This is a genomic window from Natronospirillum operosum (assembly GCF_004768465.1).
Lineage (GTDB): Bacteria > Pseudomonadota > Gammaproteobacteria > Pseudomonadales > Natronospirillaceae > Natronospirillum > Natronospirillum operosum.
In genome coordinates this window covers 361,356-384,102 of the sequence record NZ_SRMF01000003.1, presented here as the reverse complement: position 1 = coordinate 384,102, position 22,747 = coordinate 361,356, and the positions used below count along the sequence as shown (strand labels likewise).

At 58.4% G+C, this 22,747-nt stretch carries 20 protein-coding genes; 12 read left to right on the top strand and 8 right to left on the bottom strand.

Going from position 1 to position 22,747, the window contains the following annotated elements; all coding sequences use genetic code 11:
• Positions 1–92: 92 nt before the first annotated feature.
• Complete coding sequence (locus E4656_RS10655) at positions 93–1,022, bottom strand: sugar kinase (RefSeq protein WP_205849169.1); 930 nt, start codon at positions 1,020–1,022, stop codon at positions 93–95.
• Between the two features lie 246 nt (positions 1,023–1,268).
• Between E4656_RS10655 and E4656_RS10650 the strand changes: the two genes are divergently transcribed.
• From E4656_RS10650 to E4656_RS10620, 7 genes are all read left to right on the top strand, one after another.
• Positions 1,269–2,264 (top strand): TRAP transporter substrate-binding protein, encoded by a 996-nt coding sequence (locus E4656_RS10650; protein ID WP_135483205.1) that lies wholly within the window; start codon positions 1,269–1,271, stop codon positions 2,262–2,264.
• 108 nt (positions 2,265–2,372) lie between these two features.
• Positions 2,373–2,882 carry a TRAP transporter small permease gene (locus E4656_RS10645; RefSeq protein ID WP_135483204.1) on the top strand — a complete coding sequence of 170 codons (510 nt, stop codon included), beginning with the start codon at positions 2,373–2,375 and terminating at the stop codon, positions 2,880–2,882.
• Positions 2,875–4,173, top strand: a complete 1,299-nt coding sequence (locus E4656_RS10640; RefSeq protein ID WP_135483203.1) for a TRAP transporter large permease — start codon at positions 2,875–2,877, stop codon at positions 4,171–4,173. Before E4656_RS10645 ends, E4656_RS10640 begins: the two co-directional genes overlap by 8 nt.
• A 27-nt stretch (positions 4,174–4,200) precedes the next feature.
• Positions 4,201–5,340, top strand: a complete 1,140-nt coding sequence (gene bglB / locus E4656_RS10635; protein ID WP_135483202.1) for a beta-galactosidase BglB — start codon at positions 4,201–4,203, stop codon at positions 5,338–5,340.
• A 225-nt stretch (positions 5,341–5,565) separates the two neighbouring features.
• The gene (locus E4656_RS10630) at positions 5,566–6,330 is read left to right on the top strand and encodes a (Fe-S)-binding protein (RefSeq protein ID WP_135483201.1); all 765 of its coding nucleotides are present in this window, start codon (positions 5,566–5,568) and stop codon (positions 6,328–6,330) included.
• Positions 6,327–7,754 carry a LutB/LldF family L-lactate oxidation iron-sulfur protein gene (locus tag E4656_RS10625; protein WP_205849168.1) on the top strand — a complete coding sequence of 476 codons (1,428 nt, stop codon included), beginning with the start codon at positions 6,327–6,329 and terminating at the stop codon, positions 7,752–7,754. The genes E4656_RS10630 and E4656_RS10625 overlap by 4 nt, the downstream gene beginning before the upstream one ends.
• Complete coding sequence (locus E4656_RS10620) at positions 7,751–8,413, top strand: LutC/YkgG family protein (protein ID WP_135483200.1); 663 nt, start codon at positions 7,751–7,753, stop codon at positions 8,411–8,413. The genes E4656_RS10625 and E4656_RS10620 overlap by 4 nt, the downstream gene beginning before the upstream one ends.
• Before the next feature lie 35 nt (positions 8,414–8,448).
• On the opposite strand, the gene E4656_RS10615 is transcribed toward E4656_RS10620, so the two are convergent.
• The 7 genes from E4656_RS10615 to E4656_RS10585 all read right to left on the bottom strand — a co-directional run bounded on the left by E4656_RS10615 (position 8,449) and on the right by E4656_RS10585 (position 15,674).
• Positions 8,449–9,855 (bottom strand): FGGY-family carbohydrate kinase, encoded by a 1,407-nt coding sequence (locus E4656_RS10615; RefSeq protein WP_167856023.1) that lies wholly within the window; start codon positions 9,853–9,855, stop codon positions 8,449–8,451.
• Between the two features lie 8 nt (positions 9,856–9,863).
• Positions 9,864–10,178, bottom strand: coding sequence for an L-rhamnose mutarotase (rhaM, locus tag E4656_RS10610; protein ID WP_135483198.1), 315 nt, complete (start codon positions 10,176–10,178; stop codon positions 9,864–9,866).
• Positions 10,175–11,179, bottom strand: a complete 1,005-nt coding sequence (locus E4656_RS10605) for an ABC transporter permease (RefSeq protein ID WP_205849167.1) — start codon at positions 11,177–11,179, stop codon at positions 10,175–10,177. Before E4656_RS10605 ends, rhaM begins: the two co-directional genes overlap by 4 nt.
• Positions 11,180–11,189: 10 nt before the next feature.
• The gene (locus tag E4656_RS10600) at positions 11,190–12,227 is read right to left on the bottom strand and encodes an ABC transporter permease (RefSeq protein ID WP_135483196.1); all 1,038 of its coding nucleotides are present in this window, start codon (positions 12,225–12,227) and stop codon (positions 11,190–11,192) included.
• A complete protein-coding gene (locus E4656_RS10595) occupies positions 12,224–13,726 on the bottom strand; it encodes a sugar ABC transporter ATP-binding protein (RefSeq protein WP_135483195.1) in 1,503 nt (500 codons plus the stop codon). The genes E4656_RS10600 and E4656_RS10595 overlap by 4 nt, the downstream gene beginning before the upstream one ends.
• A 96-nt stretch (positions 13,727–13,822) precedes the next feature.
• On the bottom strand, positions 13,823–14,818 hold the full coding sequence (rhaS, locus tag E4656_RS10590) for a rhamnose ABC transporter substrate-binding protein (protein ID WP_135483194.1): 996 nt from the start codon (positions 14,816–14,818) through the stop codon (positions 13,823–13,825).
• Between the two features lie 58 nt (positions 14,819–14,876).
• Positions 14,877–15,674: a DeoR/GlpR family DNA-binding transcription regulator gene (locus tag E4656_RS10585; RefSeq protein WP_135483193.1), complete on the bottom strand. Its 798-nt coding sequence runs from the start codon at positions 15,672–15,674 to the stop codon at positions 14,877–14,879.
• A gap of 183 nt (positions 15,675–15,857) precedes the next feature.
• Here E4656_RS10585 and E4656_RS10580 point away from each other — a divergent pair, with 183 nt between their 5' ends.
• From E4656_RS10580 to E4656_RS10560, 5 genes are all read left to right on the top strand, one after another.
• Positions 15,858–17,957 (top strand): bifunctional rhamnulose-1-phosphate aldolase/short-chain dehydrogenase, encoded by a 2,100-nt coding sequence (locus E4656_RS10580; RefSeq protein WP_135483192.1) that lies wholly within the window; start codon positions 15,858–15,860, stop codon positions 17,955–17,957.
• Positions 17,958–17,984: 27 nt separating this feature from the next.
• The gene (rhaI, locus tag E4656_RS10575) at positions 17,985–19,271 is read left to right on the top strand and encodes an L-rhamnose catabolism isomerase (RefSeq protein ID WP_240753961.1); all 1,287 of its coding nucleotides are present in this window, start codon (positions 17,985–17,987) and stop codon (positions 19,269–19,271) included.
• A 305-nt stretch (positions 19,272–19,576) separates the two neighbouring features.
• Positions 19,577–20,857 (top strand): ABC transporter substrate-binding protein, encoded by a 1,281-nt coding sequence (locus E4656_RS10570; RefSeq protein WP_135483191.1) that lies wholly within the window; start codon positions 19,577–19,579, stop codon positions 20,855–20,857.
• A 97-nt stretch (positions 20,858–20,954) separates the two neighbouring features.
• Positions 20,955–21,896: a carbohydrate ABC transporter permease gene (locus E4656_RS10565; RefSeq protein WP_135483190.1), complete on the top strand. Its 942-nt coding sequence runs from the start codon at positions 20,955–20,957 to the stop codon at positions 21,894–21,896.
• A 1-nt stretch (position 21,897) separates the two neighbouring features.
• A complete protein-coding gene (locus E4656_RS10560) occupies positions 21,898–22,743 on the top strand; it encodes a carbohydrate ABC transporter permease (protein ID WP_135483189.1) in 846 nt (281 codons plus the stop codon).
• Positions 22,744–22,747 lie beyond the last annotated feature (4 nt).

Below are 22,747 nucleotides of genomic sequence, written 5' to 3'. Positions count from 1 at the left end.
GGATTCTTCATACATTGCCCGGCGTTTTAAAAAAAATGGAACACTAATTTACTAATTCTACAGGACCGGATCAGGATGAAAAGGGGTAGTGGTCAGTCGACCAGGGCCGGCATCTCGCCACGCGGCAGAATGGCTCCCGGATGCTGAATAACGCGCGCCGCCAGCCTGTTGCCGGCCTGAGCTGACGCCCTGGCAGAGAGCCCTTGCAGGCGGGCAGCCAGATAGCCGGCACTGAATGAGTCTCCCGCTGCAGTGGTGTCCACTATTGCATTTGGCTCGACGCGACAGGCAGGCACAACCAAGCGCTCGTCGACAGTCTGAACGATTGCAGGATCAGCCCCCTGCTTGATGACCACTTCGGTATCGGCAGGCAGACGTCCGCTTGCCAGCACACTGTCCACAGAGGCATCGTCCCAGAGGTCCTGCTCATCTTCCAGCGTCAGGAAGACCAGATCCGTTTCCCGCAGCAGCTTCGAATACCAGTACCGCGCTGTGCCCCTGTTCTCCCAGAGACGGCGCCGGTAATTGCCGTCAAACGCCACCTGACCGCCGTCTTCCCGAAAAGCACGCAGACAGTCGACAAGAAGACTACGGCTTTCCGGCGGCAGAATGGCCAGACTGATGCCACTCAGATAAATCACGGTTGACTGCTGCAGTTGCGCTAGGACAGCTTCACTCTGAGGAGAGGCCAACCAGTACTTCGCGGCAGACTGATCCCGCCAGTAATAAAAGCTGCGTTCCCCGGCACGGTCAGTATCAATCATGTAGATGCCCGGCAGGTGGTCTGGCAGACGTTGCGTCCAGGTGCTGTCCAGGCCTTCCTGTTGCCACTGCTGCAGCATGCGGTCACTCATCGGATCATGGCCCACCGCGCTGACAAACCGGGTCGACCACCCGTGATCACACAGGCGCCTGAAGTAGACCGCAGTATTGTAGGTATCACCGGCGACACCACTGACCAACTGGCCATTCTGGTAGGTCAGCTCAACCATGCACTCACCCAGGACAGACAGGACTTTCATCGTAATCACCTCGTTTCAGAGCTGACTGATGATAGCCATTCATAAAAAACAAAACAATATTTCACTTTTAAACGATCAATGTTTCGTTTATTCTTGCTCATAGTTGACTGATATTGATCGGTCATGAAAGGAACTGGCAGGCCTGCAACCGGAGTGTCGGTGGTGGCCAGCTCTCCATCAAGGTGGATGGAACTTCACAATTTCAATCAATAATAACTTTGTGACCTGAGGACCAGGAGAAAAACAATGAAAACTATCATCCGAAAGGCACTGCGCGGCACGCTCATGACCGCAGCAGTGGCAGCACTCAGCCTGTCATCAGCACAGGCAAACACACTGACCATGGCCTATGCACAGAACAGCCAACCGGTTATCGATGCCTTGCATCTGCTGGCTGATCTGATCGAGGAAAAGACAGACGGCGAAGTCACCGTCAACATCTATCCGGACAGCCAACTGGGTGGCGAGCGCGAACTGGTAGAGTTGATGCAGGCGGGTGCCGTCGACATCACCAAGGTGTCAGCAGGCCTGATGGACAGCTTCTCTTCCATCTACGGTGTGTTCTCCATGCCCTACCTGTTTGATGATACCGAACACTTCTACCGTGTAATGGACGACCCCGAGATTGTCGGACCTGTGTTCGAGTCCACGGCCGACCAGGGCTTTGTGGCCATGGGCTACTACGACTCCGGGTCACGCAACTTCTATATGCGCAATCAGCCGGTGCAGACCGTTGAGGACCTGGAAGGCAAGCGTATTCGAGTCATGCAGAGCGAAACCGCCATCGAAATGATGCAGTTGTTGGGTGCCATTCCCGTCGCCATGGGGCAAAGCGAGGTCTATACCTCCATTCAGCAGGGCATACTCGATGGCGCCGAAAACAACGAATTCGCCATTACTGTGGCGCGTCACGGTGAAGTCGCCAAGCACTACTCCTATGACATGCACACCCGCATTCCTGACATCGTGCTGATCGGCACCTCCACTCTGGAGAGTCTGACTGAAGAGCAGCGCGTAGCCGTCGAAGAAGCCATGGCCGAATCGATCGAGTTCCAGAAGGAAGCCTGGAGCGAGGCAGTGGCCGAGGCGCGGCAGCAGTCAGAAGAAGAGTTCGGTGTGACCTTCTACGATGTCGACCTGGAACCGTTCCAGGAAGCCGTGCAACCCATGTACGAAGACCTGAGATCACGTCCGGCCCACTTCGAACTTTACGAGCAAATCATCTCAGTCAGTGAGCAATGATTTGACGCCCGATCAAACCGATCGCGTGTAGCACTTTAGTCGAAGATACAGGACCATTCGGAAGTCATTTACCCGCTTCCGTATGGTCCTGCTTCCGGAGTGATCGTTATGAACCTTGTAAGAAAACCCATCGACCTGCTCATTTTCTGGGTGTGCAGCCTCTGGCTTCTGGTTATGGTCGGTGCCGCCTGCTGGCAGATTATCAGTCGCTTCTATTTCAGTTCTCCTGCCGGCGTCACTGAGGAGTTTCTGCGTTTTTCACTGGTCTGGCTGTCCATGATCGGCCTGGCCTATGTGGCCGGTCAGCGCAAGCATGTCGCCTTTACACTGCTCGTGGACGGAACGCCCAAGCATTGGCGGCGCTACTGGGAAATCATGATTGAGCTGACCTTTCTGGCGTTCGCAGTCTATGTCCTGATCATCGGTGGGCTCAAGGCGGTGAACATGACCATGATGCAGTTGTCACCTGCCCTGCGGCTCCCCATGGGCTATGTCTATCTGGCCATGCCCATCTCCGGCGGCCTGCTGGCATTCTACAGCCTACTCAACTGCATTCAGTTATTCCTGAAACATATCAGTCCTGCGCCGCACATGGAGGAGCCAAGCCAAGATGTTTGATGCACCGATCATACTGATGACCACCTTTGCCGTGCTCCTGTTGCTTGGCGTTCCCATCGGCATCTGCATAGCCATTTCGTCATTGCTGACCATCTTCCTGGCACTGCCCCCGGATATCGCCATGTTCACCGTGGCTCAGCGCATGTTTTCAAGCCTGGACAGCTTTACCCTGCTGGCCGTGCCCTTTTTCATTCTCTCCGGTGTCATCATGAACATGGGCGGCATCGCCATGCGACTGGTGAATTTCGCCAAACTGATTACCGGCCGCATCCCGGGTTCGCTGTCTCACACCAATATCGGCGGCAACATGCTTTTTGGGGCCATCTCCGGATCAGCCATTGCCGCCTCCACCTCCATTGGTGGCGTCATGGTGCCCATGAGTGTGCGTGACGGCTATGATCGGGCGTTTGCCGCCGCCGTGAACATAGCATCGGCCCCCACGGGCATGCTGATACCCCCGACCACGGCCTTCATTCTCTATGCGCTGGCCAGCGGCGGTACCTCTGTTGCCGCGCTGTTTGCCGGCGGCCTGGTCTCTGGCGTTCTGTGGGGTCTGGGCTGCATGGCCGTCACCTTTGTGATTGCACGCCGCAGGGGCTATCGATCAAAGCAGCAAATCGAGAAAGGCACAGCCCTCAGGGTGATCTGGCAGGCGCTGCCCAGCCTATGTCTGATAGTCGTTGTCGTTGGCGGCATTGTCGGTGGCGTATTCACGGCCATAGAGGGCTCCGCCGTCGCTGTTGTCTACACCGCCTTCCTGACCATTGTGGTTTACCGCACGGTAAAATTCGCCCACATGCAGGCCATTCTGAAGCAGACGCTGATTCTCACCGGCATCATCATGTTTCTTCTGGCCACGTCATCCGCCATGTCGTTTGCCATGTCGATCACGGGCCTGCCGGCCATGATCCGGGACTTCATTCTGGGTGTGTCGGAAAATCCGTTGATCGTACTGCTGATCATTACGGCACTGCTGCTGGTGATTGGCACCTTTATGGATATCGGACCGGCCATTCTGATTTTCACGCCCATTCTGTTGCCCATTGCGACCAATCTAGGCGTACACCCTGTCCATTTCGGCATCTTCATGGTGTACAACCTCTGTATCGGAACCATCACGCCACCTGTAGGCAGTGGACTGTTTGTGGGCGCCAGCGTCGCGGGAATTCGCGTGGAAAAGGCTCTCCTGCCGTTGTTGCCCTACTACCTGGTCATTATTGCCGTACTTCTGCTGATCACTCTGGTGCCGAACACGACATTGTTCCTGCCCAGGGCCATGGGTTTGATTTAAAACAATATTGTAGAAATTGAGGATCGCATGACAGTCTATCCCGTTAAACACAGTTCTCTGCTACGCCAACCGCAGCGGCCACTGGAGGTCGAGCAGGTTGATGGGGCCATCCGTGCGTTGATCGACAACCTGATCAACATCAAGGATGAAACCGGGGAATTTCTTCTGCACCTGGACGACGGCCGCGTAATCGATACCAAGGGCTGGGCCGGCTGGGAGTGGACCCACGGCATTGGACTGTACGGCATGTACCAGTTCGCCCGCCAAACCAATGACGAGTCCGTCATGGAGATCGTGGACCAATGGTTCCGGGATCGCTTCAGAGAACGCCAGGCCACCAAGAACGTCAACACGGTCTGTCCGTTTCTGACCCTGGCTTACCGCTACGAAGATACCCGGGACCCATCCCTGCTGCCCTACCTGGAAACCTGGGCAGACTGGGTCATGCATGACATGCCCAGAACCCGCTGCGGGGGCCTGCAGCATGTTGTCTACAACAGTGAAAACAAGGAACAGATGTGGGATGACACCCTGATGATGTCAGTCATGCCGCTGGCCAAAATCGGCCGACTGCTGAACAGACCTGACTACGTCGAAGAGGCCAAGTTCCAGTTCCTGCAGCACACTCAGTACCTCATGGACACGGAAACCGGCCTTTGGTTTCATGGTTGGACCTTTGCAGGCAACCACAATTTTGCCAATGCCCTCTGGGCTCGCGGGAACAGCTGGGTCACCATTGCCATCCCGGATTTCCTCGAGGTCACCGGGCTGCCCGAGACCGATGCTGTGTACCGGCAACTGACCGGAGTACTGAACCGTCAGATCGAAGCGCTGGTCGCCTGCCAAAGCGACAGCGGCCTCTGGCCCACGCTGCTCAATGACCCGGACTCCTATGCCGAAGCCTCCGCCAGCGCCGGCTTTGCCTACGGCATGCTCAAGGCCATCCGTCAGCGGTTGATCAGCCAGGAGTACTTCGCACCCGCCGAAAAGGCGATTCAGGGGGTATTCAAGCAGATTGATCCTACCGGCGAACTGAAGCATGTGTCCTTCGGCACGGCCATGGGTGAAGACTTGGACTATTACCGGAATATTCCGCTGACCTCGATGCCCTACGGCCAGGCCATGGCGATATTGAGTCTGACCGAATATAGACGGTCATTCATCTAGCACCGCCAACCCATAGGCCCGCACTGCATTATCGCCAAAGAGCGTACTGAGCGGGCTCATGGTGCGCCCCTACCAGCGTCAGGCCAATCGTGTCGAGCCCTGTTTTACAGTCAACATTGATCACAGAGCTGTCATTCCGCCTGATATGTGGTAAATTTACGATCACTATCAGTCAATAACAATCATATACAATCAAGTGTTGGCTGGCCCGATCTGGAGAGCATTATGACGTCCAGCGACAGAATAAAACTGTACCCTGCCAAACCCGAGAAGGTGTATTTCTTTGCCACCTGCCTGGTGGATATTATCTACCCGGAGGCCGGGCTGTCAGGCATAGAGCTGCTGGAGCATGCCGGTATCGAGGTGATCTACCCGGCCGACCAGACCTGCTGCGGCCAGCCGCCCTACAGTTCCGGCTATATAAATGAGTCGCGTGCGGTAGCGACGAAACAGCTGGCTCTGTTTCCGGAGCCCTGGCCCATTGTGGTGCCTGCCGGCTCCTGCGCCGGCATGATACACCGCCACTACCCCGAACTGTTTGCCGGCACACCACTGGCAGAACAGGCCGAGCAGATTGCCCGGCGCACCTGGGAACTGACCGACTTTCTGGTCAACGTCTGCCACCTGCAGTTGCAGGATCGGGGGCAGCCCCGGCGCGTGGCCCTGCACACGTCCTGCACTGCGCGCCGCGAGATGGGCGCGGCCGATGCCGGCCCGGCACTGCTGCGCCAGTTGCAGCAGGTCGAACTGGTCGAGCAGGCACGGCCGACCGAATGCTGCGGGTTTGGCGGCACCTTTGCCGTGCGCCACGCGGAAGTGTCCGGCGCCATGGTGGAAGACAAGCTGCAGGCACTGGAGGACAGCGGGGCGGAGCACTTTGTCACCACTGATTGCGGCTGCCTGATGAATATTGACGGCCATGCCGAACACAAGGGCAGCCCGGTGCGCGGCCAGCACATACTCAGCTTTCTGAAGGAGCGTTGCCTGTGAGCAGCCAGGAAGCCGTCCGGCATTTTCATCCACGCGCGCGTGACGCGCTCAACAACCCGCGTATCAGGCAGAACTTTCGTCGCGCCATGGATGGCCTGATGCAGAAGCGGGCCACAGCACTGCAGGACCACGACACCGAAGCCCTGCGCGACCTCGGCGCCGCAATCCGCCAGCGCGCTCTGAGCCAGTTGCCGGACCTGCTCGAACAGCTCGAAGCCAACTGCACACGCAACGGCATACAGGTGCACTGGGCACAGGACGGCGACCAGGCCTGCCAGATCATTACCGACATCTGTCAGCAGCAGGGCGCCCGCTCGGTCATCAAGGGCAAATCCATGGTGTCGGAGGAGATGGAACTGAACCATCATCTGGCCGAAGTCGGGATTACGGCGCTGGAGTCGGACCTCGGCGAATACATTGTGCAGCTCGCCGAAGAAACACCCTCGCATATCATCATGCCGGCCATTCACAAGAATACCGAGGAAATCTCCGAGCTGCTGCATGACAAGACCGGCACCCAACGCTCACAGGATGTCGACTACCTGACGGCGAGCGCCCGGGCGCAGATGCGGCAGGCCTTTCAGCGCGCCGATGTGGGCCTTTCCGGGGCCAACTTCGCAATCGCTGAAACCGGCACGCTGTGCCTGGTGGAAAATGAGGGCAACGGCCGCATGAGTACCACGGTGCCGCCCTGCCACATTGCCGTGACCGGCATTGAGAAAGTCGTGCAGCACCTGGCTGACGTACCGCCGCTGCTCAGCCTGCTGACGCGCTCTGCTACCGGCCAGCACATCACCACCTATCTCAACATGATCACCGGCCCCCGCAAGGCGGAGGAACAGGACGGCCCGCAGGCCGTGCATCTGGTGCTGGTCGATAACGGCCGCTCCGACATCTATCAGGATGACCAACTGCTGGACACTCTGCGCTGCATTCGCTGTGGTGCCTGCATGAACCACTGCCCGGTCTATACCCGAGTCGGTGGCCACACCTATGGCACCACCTACCCTGGCCCCATCGGCAAGATACTGATGCCGCACCTGCTGGGTCTGGAAGACACCAGAGATCTGCCCAGCGCCTCGTCCCTGTGTGGCGCCTGCGGCGAGGTCTGCCCGGTGCGCATACCCATTCCCGAGCTGCTGGTACGCCTGCGCCGCGAAGCCGTGGATGGCGACAGCAGCAGGCCGTCAGTGGTCCGCGGCCATGGGGTCAAGCGCCACTGGACAGAGGTTGGCGTATGGCGGGCCTGGGCCTGGCTGAACAGCCATCCGCGCTGTTATCGGGCCGCCCTGAGGCTGGTCATGGCGCTGCGCTTTCTGTCGCCACGCCGGCTGGGTGGCTGGACGCGCTACCGCAAGGCACCACGACCAGCCGCCAGATCCCTGCATCAGCACCTACTGCAACGCAACAGGAGTTCGTCATGAGCCAAGAGGCCAGAGCCCGCATTCTGCACCACCTGCGCCAGCGCACCGATCGAGCGCTGTCGGTACCGACGAGCAACTTTCGGGTGATGACGCCGGACACGCCCACCCGTGAACAGATGCTGGAACGCTTCGAGCGCTGCCTGACCAGTGTCCACGGCGAGGTCATCCATACGCCGGCGGCGCAATGGACAGACGCTCTGCGCGACCTGCTGCAGGCACGCCAGCTCAAACGGTTGCTCCTGCCGGCCCGGCATGCCGTGGGTGTGGAGGCACGCGCCGCCCTTGCGGATACCGAGGTCGAGCCCATGACCTATGATCGTCCCATCGAGGACTGGCAGAGCGAACTGTTCGAGAAAGTGGAAGTCAGCCTGACCTCTACTGAAGGCGGCATTGCTGAAACCGGCAGTCTGATCCTGTGGCCGGATGCCGACCAGCCCCGCCTGATGAGTCTGGTGCCACCCATCCATATCGCCGTGCTGGATGCCGATCGCCTCTACCCCACCTTCCAGGAGGCCATGCAGCGCGAACACTGGGCGACCCGCATGCCAACGAATGTGTTGCTGATTTCAGGCCCCTCAAAAACGGCTGATATCGAGCAGACCCTGGCCTACGGGGTGCACGGGCCCAGAGAGCTGATCGTTTTGGTCCGCCATCCCTGAGCCCGTCCGGGACGAGAAAGGAGAGACTGCAGGCGCTAGGCGGCGGCAGCCATGGCCTTGACCAACTGGCGCCAGTTTCCGGCATACGCAAGCAAAGCCTGTGACTCTGCCAGCGGCGCCACAAGCTGCGCCGCACTGAGCGGCCAATGATTGATGCTCTGGCCCAGCATGGCAGTGCCCTGAGTGGTGCCGGTGCTGTCACTGCTGCCGTAAAGGTCCTGCCGGGCACCCTGAGCCCGCAGCGTGGCCAGGGTATACATATAGACATCATTGCGGGCAAAGGCGCCTTCAATGACGATATCCCCTTCACTGCCGAGCAGGTCCAGGCAGTAGTCGGTCATCAGCGCACAGTAGACTGACGCCAGAGCCGTCTTGCCGGCACTGTTCAGTTGATGCACCGGGCCAACCAGGCGCCCTGCATGATGCCGAAAAGGGCCGCCCTGGTCTGAAAATGCTGGCAAGGCATGAATCTCTGCCGTCATCACCCGCTTCAGATCGGCCAGCGATGTCTGCCCCGTGCCCCGCAACGTCTCCCATTCGCGGCCGCCCATAAAGCGGATGGTGGGGACAGCCTCGCCGTAGGCATTCACATTGACCAGCATGTCCAGGTCTTCCTGCAGACGCTCAGCACTGGCGCCAATGCTGCAGATCACGGTCCAGGTGCCGCTCGACACCACGGTGAAGGGCGCACTGCGGGTCAGCAGGTGGGGTACCAGAGAAGCATTGCTGTCATGGATGCCATTGCAGACCATGCAGTCTTCCGGCAGACCGAGCCGGGCTGCCAGTTCCGGCTGCACCGGCCCCAGCACCTCGCCGGTGGGCTGCAGGTCGGGCAAGAGTTCGCGCCAGCCCATGCGGTCGGTCAGGGAAGAGAAATCCTCCCGCATCGGGTCCCACAGGTCCGTATGACATCCCAGCGACGTTACCTCGCTGGCCTTCACGCCACTGAGCAACCACCCCCAGTACTGGGGATAGAGCAGAATATCCGTGACTCGCTCGAAAGCCTGCCGATAGGCCCGGGACAACCAATACAGCTGCCGGCCGAGATTGAGGCCCACAGCCATGTCCGGGCTACCCGATTCCTCGAAGGCCGGTCTGGTGGTGCGGTATTCATTATTCAGGCTCTGACAGAGCGGGCTTTCGTAATCCAGAATGGGCAGTGCCAGCTCGTCACCGGCCAGGCAGGCCGCCGTCGCCCCGTGCGTGGTAATGGCGATGGAGGTCACATGATACTCGCGCGCCAGTTGTGCCAGCGCCTCGCACACCCAATGCCAGATAGCTCTATCATCCACATGCGGATAGGGCGCGCCCTGAACTACACCATTGCTCCGGCTGTGTTTGGCCAGCAGCGCCCCGCCATGATTGCCGCCTTCTATGGCACACAGCTTGACGTTGGTCTTGCCGATATCCAGCACCGCAATCACTGGTTGTCGCAAATCCATATCAGCACTCATGGCAGGTGAAACACCTCACGCAATTGGGTTGCTTCCGGCTCCGTGGACTCTTTTCTGGTGTCCATGATGTCGGCCATATAGTCCCACCAGCGCTGCATCACAGCCGCTGTCTTGAGTCGCTGTTCATCCAGCTCATCTTCGGTTTCAAAGCAGGCGAACAGTTGCAGCGTCTCCGGATGCAGAAAGATGTGATAGTTGCGTATGCCGCAGGCTTTCAGGTGGGCCCGCAGCTCCGGCCACAGTTCGTCATGCCGGCGCCGGTACTCGGTTTCCTGCCCGGGGTGCAGCTGCATCACGGAAGCGTGGATCATAGGTGTCGACTCCGATGCTGCTGGATTCGCCGCATGATCACCGGAATGCTGATCACCGTGATCAGCATCAGGCCGATGATGATGTTCATGACGATGCCCGGAATATTCATCAGCCCGAGTCCGAACGTGACCACACCCATCAGGAAGGCAGCAATAACCACACCGGGTATGGTGCCGGAACCGCCCAGTATGTTCACGCCACCGAGCACCACCATGGTGACGATGCTGAGCTCCCAGCCAAAGGCAATAGCGGGTCGGGTACTGCCCAGACGTGACGTCAGCAGCACGGACGCCACGCCTGCCATCACACCCACCATGGCGAACAGAATCATTTTGTGGCGGCGCACCTTGATACCGGAGAACTCCGCCGCTGTCGGGTTGTTGCCAATGGCATAGGTTCGCCGGCCGAAATTGGTTCGGTGCAACAGGATATAGAACAACAGGGCGCAGCTGAGAAACAGCACGAACTGGAACGAAAACACCCAGTACACATAGCCCTGCCCAAAGAAGGCAAATTCGAACGGATAGTCACGCAGCACCTGGTTGCCCATCAGGCCTTGGGTGATGCCTCGAAACAGGCTCATGGTACCGATGGTCACCACGATGGACGGAATGCCGAAGGTGGTCACAACAAAGCCGTTGAACAGGCCGCACAGCAGGCCGACCGTGATGCCGGTCAGCACGATCAGAGGCACATCCGCTCCGGTCTGCGCTACATAGCCCATAGCCACGGAGGCCAGCGCAATAATGGAGGCCACCGAGAGATCGATCTCGCGACAGATGATCAGCATGGCCATGGGCAGTGCAATCAGCGCCCGCTCGGTAAAATTGAAGGTGGCATCCGACAGGTTCCACACATTCAGAAAGTAGGGCGAGGTTACCGAGAAAGCAATGAACACAGCGGCGAACACCGCCAGCAGAAAGGTTTCCCAGCGCACCAGCAGTGATTTCAGCGGTGTGCTCAGGGTATTCGGTATTGGCAGTTTGGCTGACTGTTCCATCATCCACTCCTTATTGTCCAGTGGCCGGGCGAGTGTCGCCCCGGGCTGATTCGTCGATGGCATCTGCAGCCACGGCTTCACGCAGAATGATGCGTCCCGGCTTTTTCTCGGAACGGGAGTTGGCAATCACCGCAATGATGATCACGGCCCCGGATATGGCCATCTGCCAGAACTGGGACACACCGATAATGCTCAACGAGTTGCTGATAATGCCGAGGAACAGCGCGCCCAGAAAGGCCCCGGCGACGGTGCCGACACCCCCCATGATGCTGATACCACCAATCACGCAGGCGGCCACCACCTGCAGCTCAAAACCATTGGCCACCTCGGTATAGGCCACCGCATAGCGGGACACCCAGAGATAACCGCACAGGCCGGCCAGCGCCCCTGAAATCACAAAGGCACGAAACTGCACAAAGCCCACATTGATGCCGGTATAGAAGGCCGCCCGCGGGTTGCCACCGGCAGCGAAGAACTGGCGTCCAAAGGGGCGGAAGCGGGTGATATAGACCATCAGTGCTATCACGATCAGCGACATCCAGCTCAACACGGGCACGCCAAGGAACAGCTGTCGGGGAATGGCCAGGAAGGCCGGGCTCATCTGGTGCGCATTGACCCAATCACCACCGCTGAGCAGGAAGATACTGCCCCGGTAGATGCTCATGGTGCCCAGAGTAACCACAATGGCCGGCACGCCGAGCAGCCAGACAAAGGCACCGTTGATCGCACCCAGGCAGGCACCCATCAGCACGGCGAGTACAATCAGGCCTTCTACCGGAAAGCCGGGGAACGCCGCATTCAGCAACCCGACCACCATCCCGGTCAGCGCCAGGTTGGCTGCCACCGAGAGGTCAATGCAGCGGGTCAGAATTACCAGCATCTGACCCAGAGCCAGAATGATCAAGATGGAGGTGTCGTTGTAGACACTGATCAGGTTGCGTATCTGCAGAAAGTTCGGGTTGATACTGCCGATAATCGCGATCATGCAGAGCACGACAATACCGAGCAGGACTTCACGTCGTTTCAAGAACTCAACAATACTGTTCATGCTCTGACACCTGTTGCTGCGCTGACAATTGCTTCTGCGGTCGCTTCATCACGCGTGAATTCGCGCACCTGTCGACCTTCGTTCATTACAATCATCCGGTCTGCCATGCCCATGATCTCGGGCAGTTCGGACGACACCATGATGACGGCCAGCCCCTGCTGCACCAGCTCGGACATAAACGCATGCACCGCCGCCTTGGAGCCGATATCAATGCCCTTGGTGGGCTCGTCCATGATGATGACGCGCGGGTGGGTAGCCAGCCATTTGGCGATCACCACCTTCTGCTGATTGCCGCCGGACAGGTTGTTGACCAGCTCGCTCCAACTGGAGGTTTTCACATTGAGCCGCTCGCCATACTGCCGGGCCACGGCCAGTTCGTTGCGCGTACTGAGAAACCCGGCCCGGCTGGTCCGGTGCAGTTGCGGCAAACTGATATTCTGATAGATGGGCATGTCCAGCATGACACCCTGCTGCTGTCGTTCCTCCGGCACATAAACCAGACCGGCTTGCACCGCATCCGCCGGAGAGCGCACAGACACCCGCTGGCCCTCAATATAGATCTCGCCGCGCGCCTGTTCAGAGAGACCGATCAAGGCGCGCATGATTTCCGTCCGCCCGGCTCCGACCAGGCCATAGAAGCCCAGAATCTCGCCCTTGCGCACGGCAAAGGAGATGTCCGCAAATTCGGTCGGGTGCGAGAATCCTTCAGCGCGAAACACTTCTTCACCCAGCGGGGCTTCTACCTTGGGGTAGGTCTCATTCAGACTGCGCGCCACCATCATCTCGACCAGCTCGGGTTCAGTGACATCCTCTATGCGGCCGTCGCCCACAAAGGCCCCATCTCGAAACACCGTATAGCGGTCTGCAATGGCGAAGATTTCATCAAACTTGTGCGTAATGAACATGATGGCAGTGCCCCTGGCTTTCAGGCGGCGCACCAGTTCATACAATTCATGGATTTCGTGGTGCGACAGCGCTGCCGTCGGCTCATCCAGAATCACTACCCGAGCATCCACTGACAGCGCCCGTGCAATGGCGACCATATGCTTCTGGCCGATGCTCAGCCCGCTCAGCATGGCCGTGGGTGACAAGGGCGCCTCTATGTCGTGCAGTATCTCCTGGGCCCGGCGGTTCATCGCCTTCCAGTCCAGGTTGCCGAAGCGACCTCGGGTGAGGTAGCTGCCGGCAAAAATGTTTTCGGCCACCGTCATGTCGTCGAACAGCACGGTTTCCTGGTGTATGGCGGTAATGCCCATCTGACGGGCATCCTCGGGGTTGCGAATGGTCACCTGCTGACCGTCGTACCAGATCTCGCCACTTTCAGGCTGATAGATCCCGGTCATGGTTTTCACCAGGGTCGACTTGCCGGCGCCGTTTTCACCGACCAGCGCCGTGACCTGTCCCGGATAGAGCTCAAGTCGGACATCATCCAGCGCCCGAACACCAGGGAACACTTTGGTTACATTGCGCAAGGCAAACAAAGGAGAGGTGGATTCCATAAGTGCTTCTTTATCGTTGTATTCAGCACGGGGGTGGGTGGTGCTGCCCACCCCCTCTTACTTATCTATGCAGACTCTGCAAGGCAGTCTTCCGGCTCAGAAGATATCGGCAAAATCATGCACATTGCTGGCGTCATAGATGAAAGGCTCTGCCATGGCGACGTTGCCTTCATGGTCTACACGACCAGTTCCCAGACGACCCATGCTGACTTCCTCATTGGTCGCAGAGCCGTTCAGCAGATCATAGGCAATATGCGTGGCCGCATAACCCAGATCAATCGGGTTCCAGATCGCAAAGCTGTGCACCGTACCGGCATCCACATGGCCGGCCAGCTCGGACGGCAGACCCAGACCCGTGACATAGACTTCACCGATACGGCCTTCGTCACGCACCGCCTGTGCCGCAGCCAGGAAACCGACAGTTGTCGGAGCCACGATCACTTTCAGGTCAGGATAATTGCTGAGCAGGGCCTGGGTTTCCCGGTAACTCTTGTCTGCCAGGTCATCTCCGTAAACGATGTCTACCAGCTCCAGCTCGGGGAAGTTGGGCAGGACCTTCTCCATTTCCTCGATCCAGATGTTCTGGTTGGTCGAAGTCGGCGTGGCGCTCATGATGGCGAACTGACCCGACTCGGCACCGGTCTGGCGCAGGGACTGAGCCGCCAGGGTGATATTCATCTCACCGATCAACTGGTCGTTGGACGGGCTCAGGTGGATAGACCGACCTTCAACAGCAACCCCGGAATCCCAGGAGATGACCTCGATACCCCGTTGCTGAGCACGACGCAGGATGGGTACCAGGGCGTCCGCATCATTGGCCGATACCGCAATGGCGTCGACATTCTGCGCGATCAGCGAGGTAATGACCTCGATCTGACCTTCAGCCGTGGTGGATGTCGGGCCGGTGTAGATCACCTCTACATTGCCCAGTTCGGCGGCGGCTTCCTGTGCACCTTCATAGGCCGCTTCAAAAAAGCCATTACCCAGTGATTTCACAACCAGAGCGATGCGGTATTCATCGGCCATGGCCAAAGGGGAGAGTGCAAGGCCCAGCGTAGCTGCGGCGGTGGTCAGGAACTTGTTGATTTTCATAGGATCACTCCTTTAATTATTGTTGTTTGCCGCAACCCCGAAATCAGTGCCGCGGCAATCAGGTCGCCTCGGACTTCACCGTCTTCGGCTCTACGATGATCAGTTCGCACCCGGCTTCCCTGATCATCTTTTCACTCTTGGCGTCGATCCCGTCATCCGTTATCACGTAGTCAATCCGTGACAGCGGACACAGGATCAGGTTCGTGCGCTGCAGAAACTTGCTGCTGTCCACCAGCAGCACCCGTTTGTCGGCCTGGTTGATCAGCTTCATTTCTGCCTGCACGATCTGCGGATCGGCTTCCAGCACGCCTTGAGGGCTGACACCCTGAGCCCCGATAAAAAGATAGGACGCGTAGAACTGGCTGGACACATCATTGGGAAACGGACTCAGGATGATGTTCTGTTCCTGGTAAACCGTTCCGCCCGGCAATGTGACCACATTCTTGCTGTGCTTCAGCAGGTGCTCCGCGATGACGAACGAGTTGGTCAATACCTGCATCTTGCGGGTACGCAGATGCTCGGCCATGAAGTAGGTGGTGGTACCGCCGTTGATGATGATGGAGTCACCATCCTTACAGAGGTTGACCGCCGCCCTGGCGATTTCTCGCTTGGCTCGGGTATTGATGGTCTGGTTTACCGAATAGGGTCGACCGACCAGGCTTGTTCGACTCGGCGGGTGCAGGGCTTCCGCACCGCCACGCACTCTCTTTATTTTTCCCTGCTTGTGCAGGTGGGCGATGTCACGCCTGATTGTTGCTTCCGAGACGCCCAGCAGCTCTACCAGGTACCCCAGAGTAACGATCGGCCTTTCATCTGCTTCGGCCAGAATAATTCTGTGCCTCTCAATTTCGTGCATCTTCGATCCACTCCAGTCATGCTAACCTCAAAAATGACATTTTCAAGCATTATTTTGAAAATATATGATTGATTATGACAGTTATGAGGTGTAAATTGGGCCAATAACGATCACAAGCGATCATACCATATAATCAGAATCCAGTGATCAGCCCTGTGCAAAGAACACCATGAGGACACCTGCATGACACAAGAGAGCTCCAATCAGATCCCCAACCTGTGGGACGACAGCCAAACCAGCAAGATGACCGAGCCCGACCTCCTGCGCTATCGCTCCAACCTGCTGGGATCTGACATGCGTGTCACCAACTACGGGGGAGGCAACACCTCAGCCAAGATCGACTGCCAGGACCCTCTGACCGGAGACCAGGTCGAAGTCCTGTGGGTAAAAGGCTCTGGCGGCGATATAGGCAGCATGGGCCTGGATGGTTTTGCCACCCTCTATATGGACAAGCTGCGCAGCCTGAAGGGTCTGTACCGTGGTCTGGAGCACGAAGACGAGATGGTCGGCTATCTGCTCCACTGCACGTTCAACCTCAACACCCGGGCCGCCAGCATTGATACTCCACTGCATGCCTATCTGCCGCACAAGCATGTTGACCACCTGCATCCCGATGCCGTCATCGCCATTGCTGCTTCGAAGAACAGCCGCGAGTTGACCGAAGAAATCTACGGCGATGAAATCGGCTGGCTGCCGTGGCTGCGGCCGGGCTATCAGCTCGGCCTCGAGCTGGAGAAAATCGCTACTGCCAAGCCGCATCTTAAAGGGGTAGTGCTGGAAGCACACGGCCTGTTTACCTGGGGCGAGAGCAGCAAGGCCTGCTATGAAACTTCGCTGAAAATGATCAACCGGGCCCAGACCTGGCTGGACCAGAAACTGCAAGACAAGCCCGCCTTCGGTGGCGCCATCACACAGTCGCTGGGTGCCGGGAAACGCCGCCAGGTCGCCGCACAGCTGATGCCGGTCATTCGCGGCAAGACCAGCAGTCGCCAGCGCCAGATCGGCCATTTCAACGATGCGCCGGAAGTGCTTGAATTCGTGAATTCCGCCGAGCTGACACGCCTGGCCGAACTGGGCACCTCCTGCCCGGATCACTTCCTGCGCACCAAGATCAAGCCACTGGTGGTGGACTACGACCCGGCCGGTGACAATCTGGACGCAGTCATTGCCGGGCTGGACGAGCAACTGGCCGCCTACAACCGCGACTATGCCGCCTATTATGAACGCTGCAAACGCGACAACAGCCCTGCCATGCGCGACTCCAACCCGGTCATCTATCTGGTGCCCGGCGTCGGCATGCTGTCCTTTGCCAAGGACAAGGCCACCGCCCGTATTGCCGGCGAGTTCTATATCAACGCCATCAATGTAATGCGCGGCGCCTCCGGCGTCAGTGAATATATGGGCCTGCCCGAGCAGGAAGCCTTTGATATCGAGTACTGGCTGCTTGAAGAGGCCAAGCTGCAGCGCATGCCCAAGCCCAAGCCGATGGCAGGTCGCATTGCCATGGTCACCGGCGGAGCCGGTGGTATCGGCCAGGCTACAGCAGCCCGCCTGCTGGACGATGGCGCCTGTGTAATGCTGATGGACATCGACGCTGAGGCTCTGACCGAAACCACGGAAGCGCTGACGACACAGTATGACAAGGACCGTGTCCGCGGGGTTCGCATGGACGTGACCGACGAAGCAGGTGTAGTACAGGCGATGCGGGAAACTGCTGTCGAGTACGGTGGTCTGGATATCGTGGTCTCCAATGCCGGTATCGCCTCATCGGCACCGCTGGACGAAACCACGCTGGACCTGTGGAACCGCAACCACAGCATTCTGTCCACGGGCTATTTTCTGGTGGCCAGAGAAGGCTTCAAACTGCTGAAAGCCCAGAACATGGGTGGCAATATGGTCTTTGTGGCCAGCAAGAATGGCCTGGTGGCGTCCGCCAATGCGGTGGCTTACTGCACCGCCAAGGCTGCGGAAATCCAGCTGGCCCGTTGCGTTGCTCTGGAAGGCGCCCCGCTGGGCATTCGCTCCAATGTGGTTAACCCGGACGCGGTTCTGCGCGGATCGCGGATCTGGACCGGCAAGTGGAAGGAAGAACGAGCCGAGGCTTATGATCTGTCCACTGATGATCTGGAAGAGCATTATCGCAAGCGCAGCCTGCTCAAGCTGAGCGTACTGCCGGAAGATATCGCCGAAGGCATCTACTTCCTGGCCTCCGATGCGTCAGCCAAATCAACCGGCAATGTGCTGAACGTGGACGCCGGCCATGCGCCGTCATTCACGCGCTGAGCCCCAAGAATAAAACAGGAGATTGCCATGAGCATGATCAAACCGGAGGTCGTGGCCGACCACAATCAGAAACAGGCGCCGACACTGGAAGCCGACTATGCCGCCCTGGGCGAGAAACTGGCGCGCCGTGGCGTCGATATCGAACAACTGACCCGGGCCGCCGACACCTTTGCGGTAGCCCTGCCCTCCTGGGGTGTGGGTACGGGCGGCACCCGCTTTGCTCGCTTTCCAGGGCCGGGTGAACCGCGCAACATCTTCGAGAAACTGGATGACTGCAGCGTCATACATCAGTTGAGCCAGGCCACGCCAACCGTGTCCCTGCACATTCCCTGGGATCGCCCGGATGACCCCAAGGCCCTGCTGGAGTATGCCCAGGCGCGCAACCTGGCGTTCGATGCCATGAACTCCAATACCTTTCAGGATCAGGCAGACCAGGCCTACTCCTACAAGTACGGCAGCCTGACTCACACCAGTGAAGCCGTACGTCAGCAGGCCATCGAACACAACGTCGAGGTGGTCGAACTCGGCAAAAAGCTGGGCTCCAAGGCACTGACCGTATGGATTGGCGACGGTTCCAACTTCCCGGGCCAACAGCATTTCCGCAACAGCTTCGCCCACTATCTGGACAGCGCCCGGGCCATCTATGATGCCCTGCCAGACGACTGGAACATGCTGCTCGAGCACAAGATGTTCGAGCCGGCCTTCTACTCTACCGTCATTCAGGACTGGGGCAGCAGCTATCTCGCAGCCAGGGAGACCGGCGAACGCTGCCTGTCGCTGGTCGATCTGGGGCACCATGCCCCCAACGTGAACATCGAGATGATCGTGTCCCGCCTGGCGCAATTCGGCAAGCTGGGCGGCTTCCATTTCAACGACAGCAAGTATGGCGACGACGACCTGGACAGCGGCTCTATCGACCCGTACCAGCTGTTTCTGGTGTTCAACGAGCTGGTGGACATCCAGCAGGCCGACAGCGCGTTCGCCCCCTTCTACATGCTGGATCAATCGCACAATGTGACCGACCCCATCGAAAGTCTGATGTACAGTGCCGCCGAGGTACAGCGTGCCTTTGTGAAGGCGCTGCTGGTTGATCGCGAAGCCCTGCTGGGCTACCAGAACAGCAGTGACCCGCTGATGGCGCAGGCGACACTGAAGCAGGCCTTCAATCTCGACGTGGAGCCCGTGCTGCAGATGGCCCGGCAACGTGCCGGGGGCGCCATTGACCCCATCGCAGCCTATCGGGCCAGCGAGTATCGCCAGAGCGTGGCCAGGGATCGACCGCAGTCAGGTCAATCCGGTTCCGGCATCGTGTAACGGTATCCAGCCCCTCAATGAACCCGGTCCGCTCACCATCGGACCGGGTTCATTACCTGCCGGCACACCGACAGCTCCCTGTATCAGCCCTTTCTATCCGCGCTTCTGACTCCCTGCCCTCCTGTTTTGCCGGCCTCCGCCCGAATACCCGCTCGACCACCTTCAAACTTGCTGCAGAGATTGACAGCAGCCGGCCAACTGGTTAAATTTTAAAATCCTATGTTACTATTGTATTACTAATAAAAAGCATAGAAAAACTGGAAGCTGTACTCCGAACCTACAATAACAAGACAGGAAATCTGACCATGAAGAAACCACTCTGGACCCTGGGTTCATGCGCCATGATGCTGGCACTGCCGCATACCGCTATGGCTCAGCAAGCTACCGAACTGACGTTCTGGACCTTTCAGCAGGCTCATGCGACCTTCTTTGAGGACGCGGAAGCACAGTGGAATGAGGCCAATCCGGATCGTCCAATCGACCTCAATGCAGAGGTCTATCCCTACGACCAGGTACACAGCAATCTGCTGCTGGCCCTGCAAAGTGGCCGTGGTGCCCCTGACCTGGCCGACATCGAGGTGCGCCAGATCTCCAACTACCTGCAGGGCGATGTGCCCCTGGTACCGCTCAATGATGTTGTCGAGCCGGTTCTGGACGAGATGGTGACGTCCCGCTTTGATATCTATGCCAAAGACGGCAACTACTATGGTGTGGACTACCACGTCGGCGCCTCGGTCATGTACTACAACCAGGAAATCATGGACGCTGCCGGCGTCAACATTGATGACATCGAGACCTGGGAAGATTATGCCGCCGCCGGCGAGCAGGTGACTGCCAATACCGACGCGGTGATGACCACCTTCGAGTCAGACGACATCTTCAGTTTCTGGATCATGATTGCTCAGCAGGGCTCGGACATCTTCGACGCTGACGGCCAGGTGAGCCTCGACAACCAGACCAATATCGACACGCTGCAGTTCATGCAGGACATGATCCATGAACATGGTACCGCACGCGCAGCACCCGGCGGCGGCCATCACTCGGAAGAGTACTTCGGCTTCATGAACAATGGCGGCGCCGCCTCTGTAATGATGCCGATGTGGTACATGGGACGCTTCATCGACAACATGCCGGACCTGGAGAACAAGATGCAGGTGCGTCCGTTGCCGCGCTGGACTGAAGGCGGCGATCGTTCTGCCGGCATGGGTGGCACCGGTACCGTGATAACACGGCAGTCCGCTGACACCGAACTGGCCAAGGAATTCCTCGCCTTTGCCAAACTGACCCGTGATGCCAACATCCGCCTGTGGACCGTACTCGGGTTCGATCCCATTCGCCATGAGGTCTGGGATTCGGAAGAAGTGCAGGCTGACAATGCCTACTACCAGTTCTTCCACGAAGGCATCTTCAATATCTTGCTGGATATCCGGGATGAAATCCCCGGGGTGAATATTCACGAGCTGACGCCCACGGCCCAGCAGGTCATTGAAACCAATACCCTGCATACCGCGCTCCGTACGGGCAATCGCACTGCCGAGCAGGCGCTGACACAGGCTGCAGACGAGATCCGCATGAGGATGCGCTGAGCCGATTCAGCGTACCATCTCGGTTCAGGCTCCCTCCCGAGCGCCGATCAGGCGCCGGGGGCGGAGCCTTCTCGCCCATTCAGAGGAGTCGATTGCCGTGCAATTAACCCAGTTCCTTAGCCGCAGGCGGGCGCAAAAAGCGGAGTCCAGGTCGCCACTGTTCAGCTTCCTGTACTCGCGCAAGATTGCCCCCTACCTGTTCGTTTCACCCTTTATTCTGTCGGTACTGGTGCTGTACCTGTACCCGTTTTACAGCGCCATCCAGATGAGCTTCCAGCGCGTGCTGCCGGGCCAGGTCTTCTACGTCGGGCTGGAAAACTATGAACGGGTCATGAACCCTATTTTCTTCCGCGCCCTGCAGAACACCTCGATCTATGTGGTACTGACGGTCATCCTGCTGACTGTACTGCCCCTTATGCTGGCCCTGATACTGAACCACCGCCTGACGCGGTGGAGCAATTTTTTCCGGGCGGCGATTTTCATTCCGGCCCTGACCTCGGTCGTGGTGGCCGGCACTATCTTTCGCCTCATCTTTGGCGAGTCGGACCAGGCCCTGGCCAATCAGGTGCTGTCGTTTATCGGATTTTCGCCACTGGACTGGCGCTATGAGGCATGGACCGCCATGTTCCTGATGGTAGCCATGGCGACCTGGCGCTGGCTGGGCGTCAATGTCATCTACTTCCTGGCTGCACTGCAGACGGTCAACAATGACCTGACCGAAGCCGCCAGCATGGACGGCGCCAATGCCCTCCAGCGTTTCCGCCATGTGACGCTGCCGGCCATCAAGCCGATTATCGTATTCCTGGTGACCATCACCATCATCAACGGTTTCCGCATGTTCGAAGAGAGTTATGTGCTCTGGGAAAGCAGTTCACCGGGCTACATCGGCCTGACGGTGGTGCGCTACATCTACCGCGAAGGCATCCAGAACAACGCCCTGGGATTTGGCGCTGCGGTCGGCATCATTCTGCTGGCGATCATCTTTGTGGTCAGCATGATTCAGCTGTACCTCACCGGCGCGTTCAAGAAGGAGCACTGACATGGTCCACGGGCGTCAAGACAAACTGATTTCGGCAGGACTGCTGGCCATTCTGATCGGCTTTGCTTTCCTGTCCCTGTTCCCGGTGCTGTCACTGCTGGTGGCCTCCCTTAGCCCGGCGTCTGACCTGATGCGCTATGGTCTGGCACCGGAACTGTTTTTTTCCAGTTTTGATCTGGAGAACTATCGGGTCATTTTCGGCCCGGAAGGCAGCCGCTACTGGACCTGGTATCTCAACAGCATCATTGTGTCATCCATGCTGATTGCGCTGTCCCTGTTCTTTTCATCCATGGTGGGGTATGCCCTGGCCATGTATGAATTTCCGGGCAAGCGGTTCATCTTCATCATGGTGTTGCTGGTGCTGATGATCCCGTTCGAGATCATGATGCTGCCGCTGTTCCAGCTCGTCATCACTCTGGGTCTGATCGATACCTATTTCGGTACCATTCTGCCGCTCATCGTGGCCCCGGTGGCCGTGTTCTTCTTCCGCCAGTACTCGCTGGGTCTGCCGAAGGAAGTCATGGAGGCCGCTCGGGTCGATGGCTGCACCGAATACGGCATTTTCTTCCGCATCATGGTGCCGCTGATGCTGCCGTCATTTGCCGCCATGGCCATTTTTCAGGGCCTGATCAGCTGGAACAACTTCCTGTGGCCACTGCTGGTGCTGCGTTCCAATGACATGCTGACACTGCCCATCGGGCTGGCAACCCTGCTGACCCCGTATGGCACCAACTATCAGTTGCTGTTTGCCGGGGCCATGCTGAGCATCGTGCCCATCGTCATTCTGTTTCTGGTGTTCCAGCGTTATTTCATTGCCGGCCTGATGTCGGGCAGCGTGAAAGGCTGAGCAT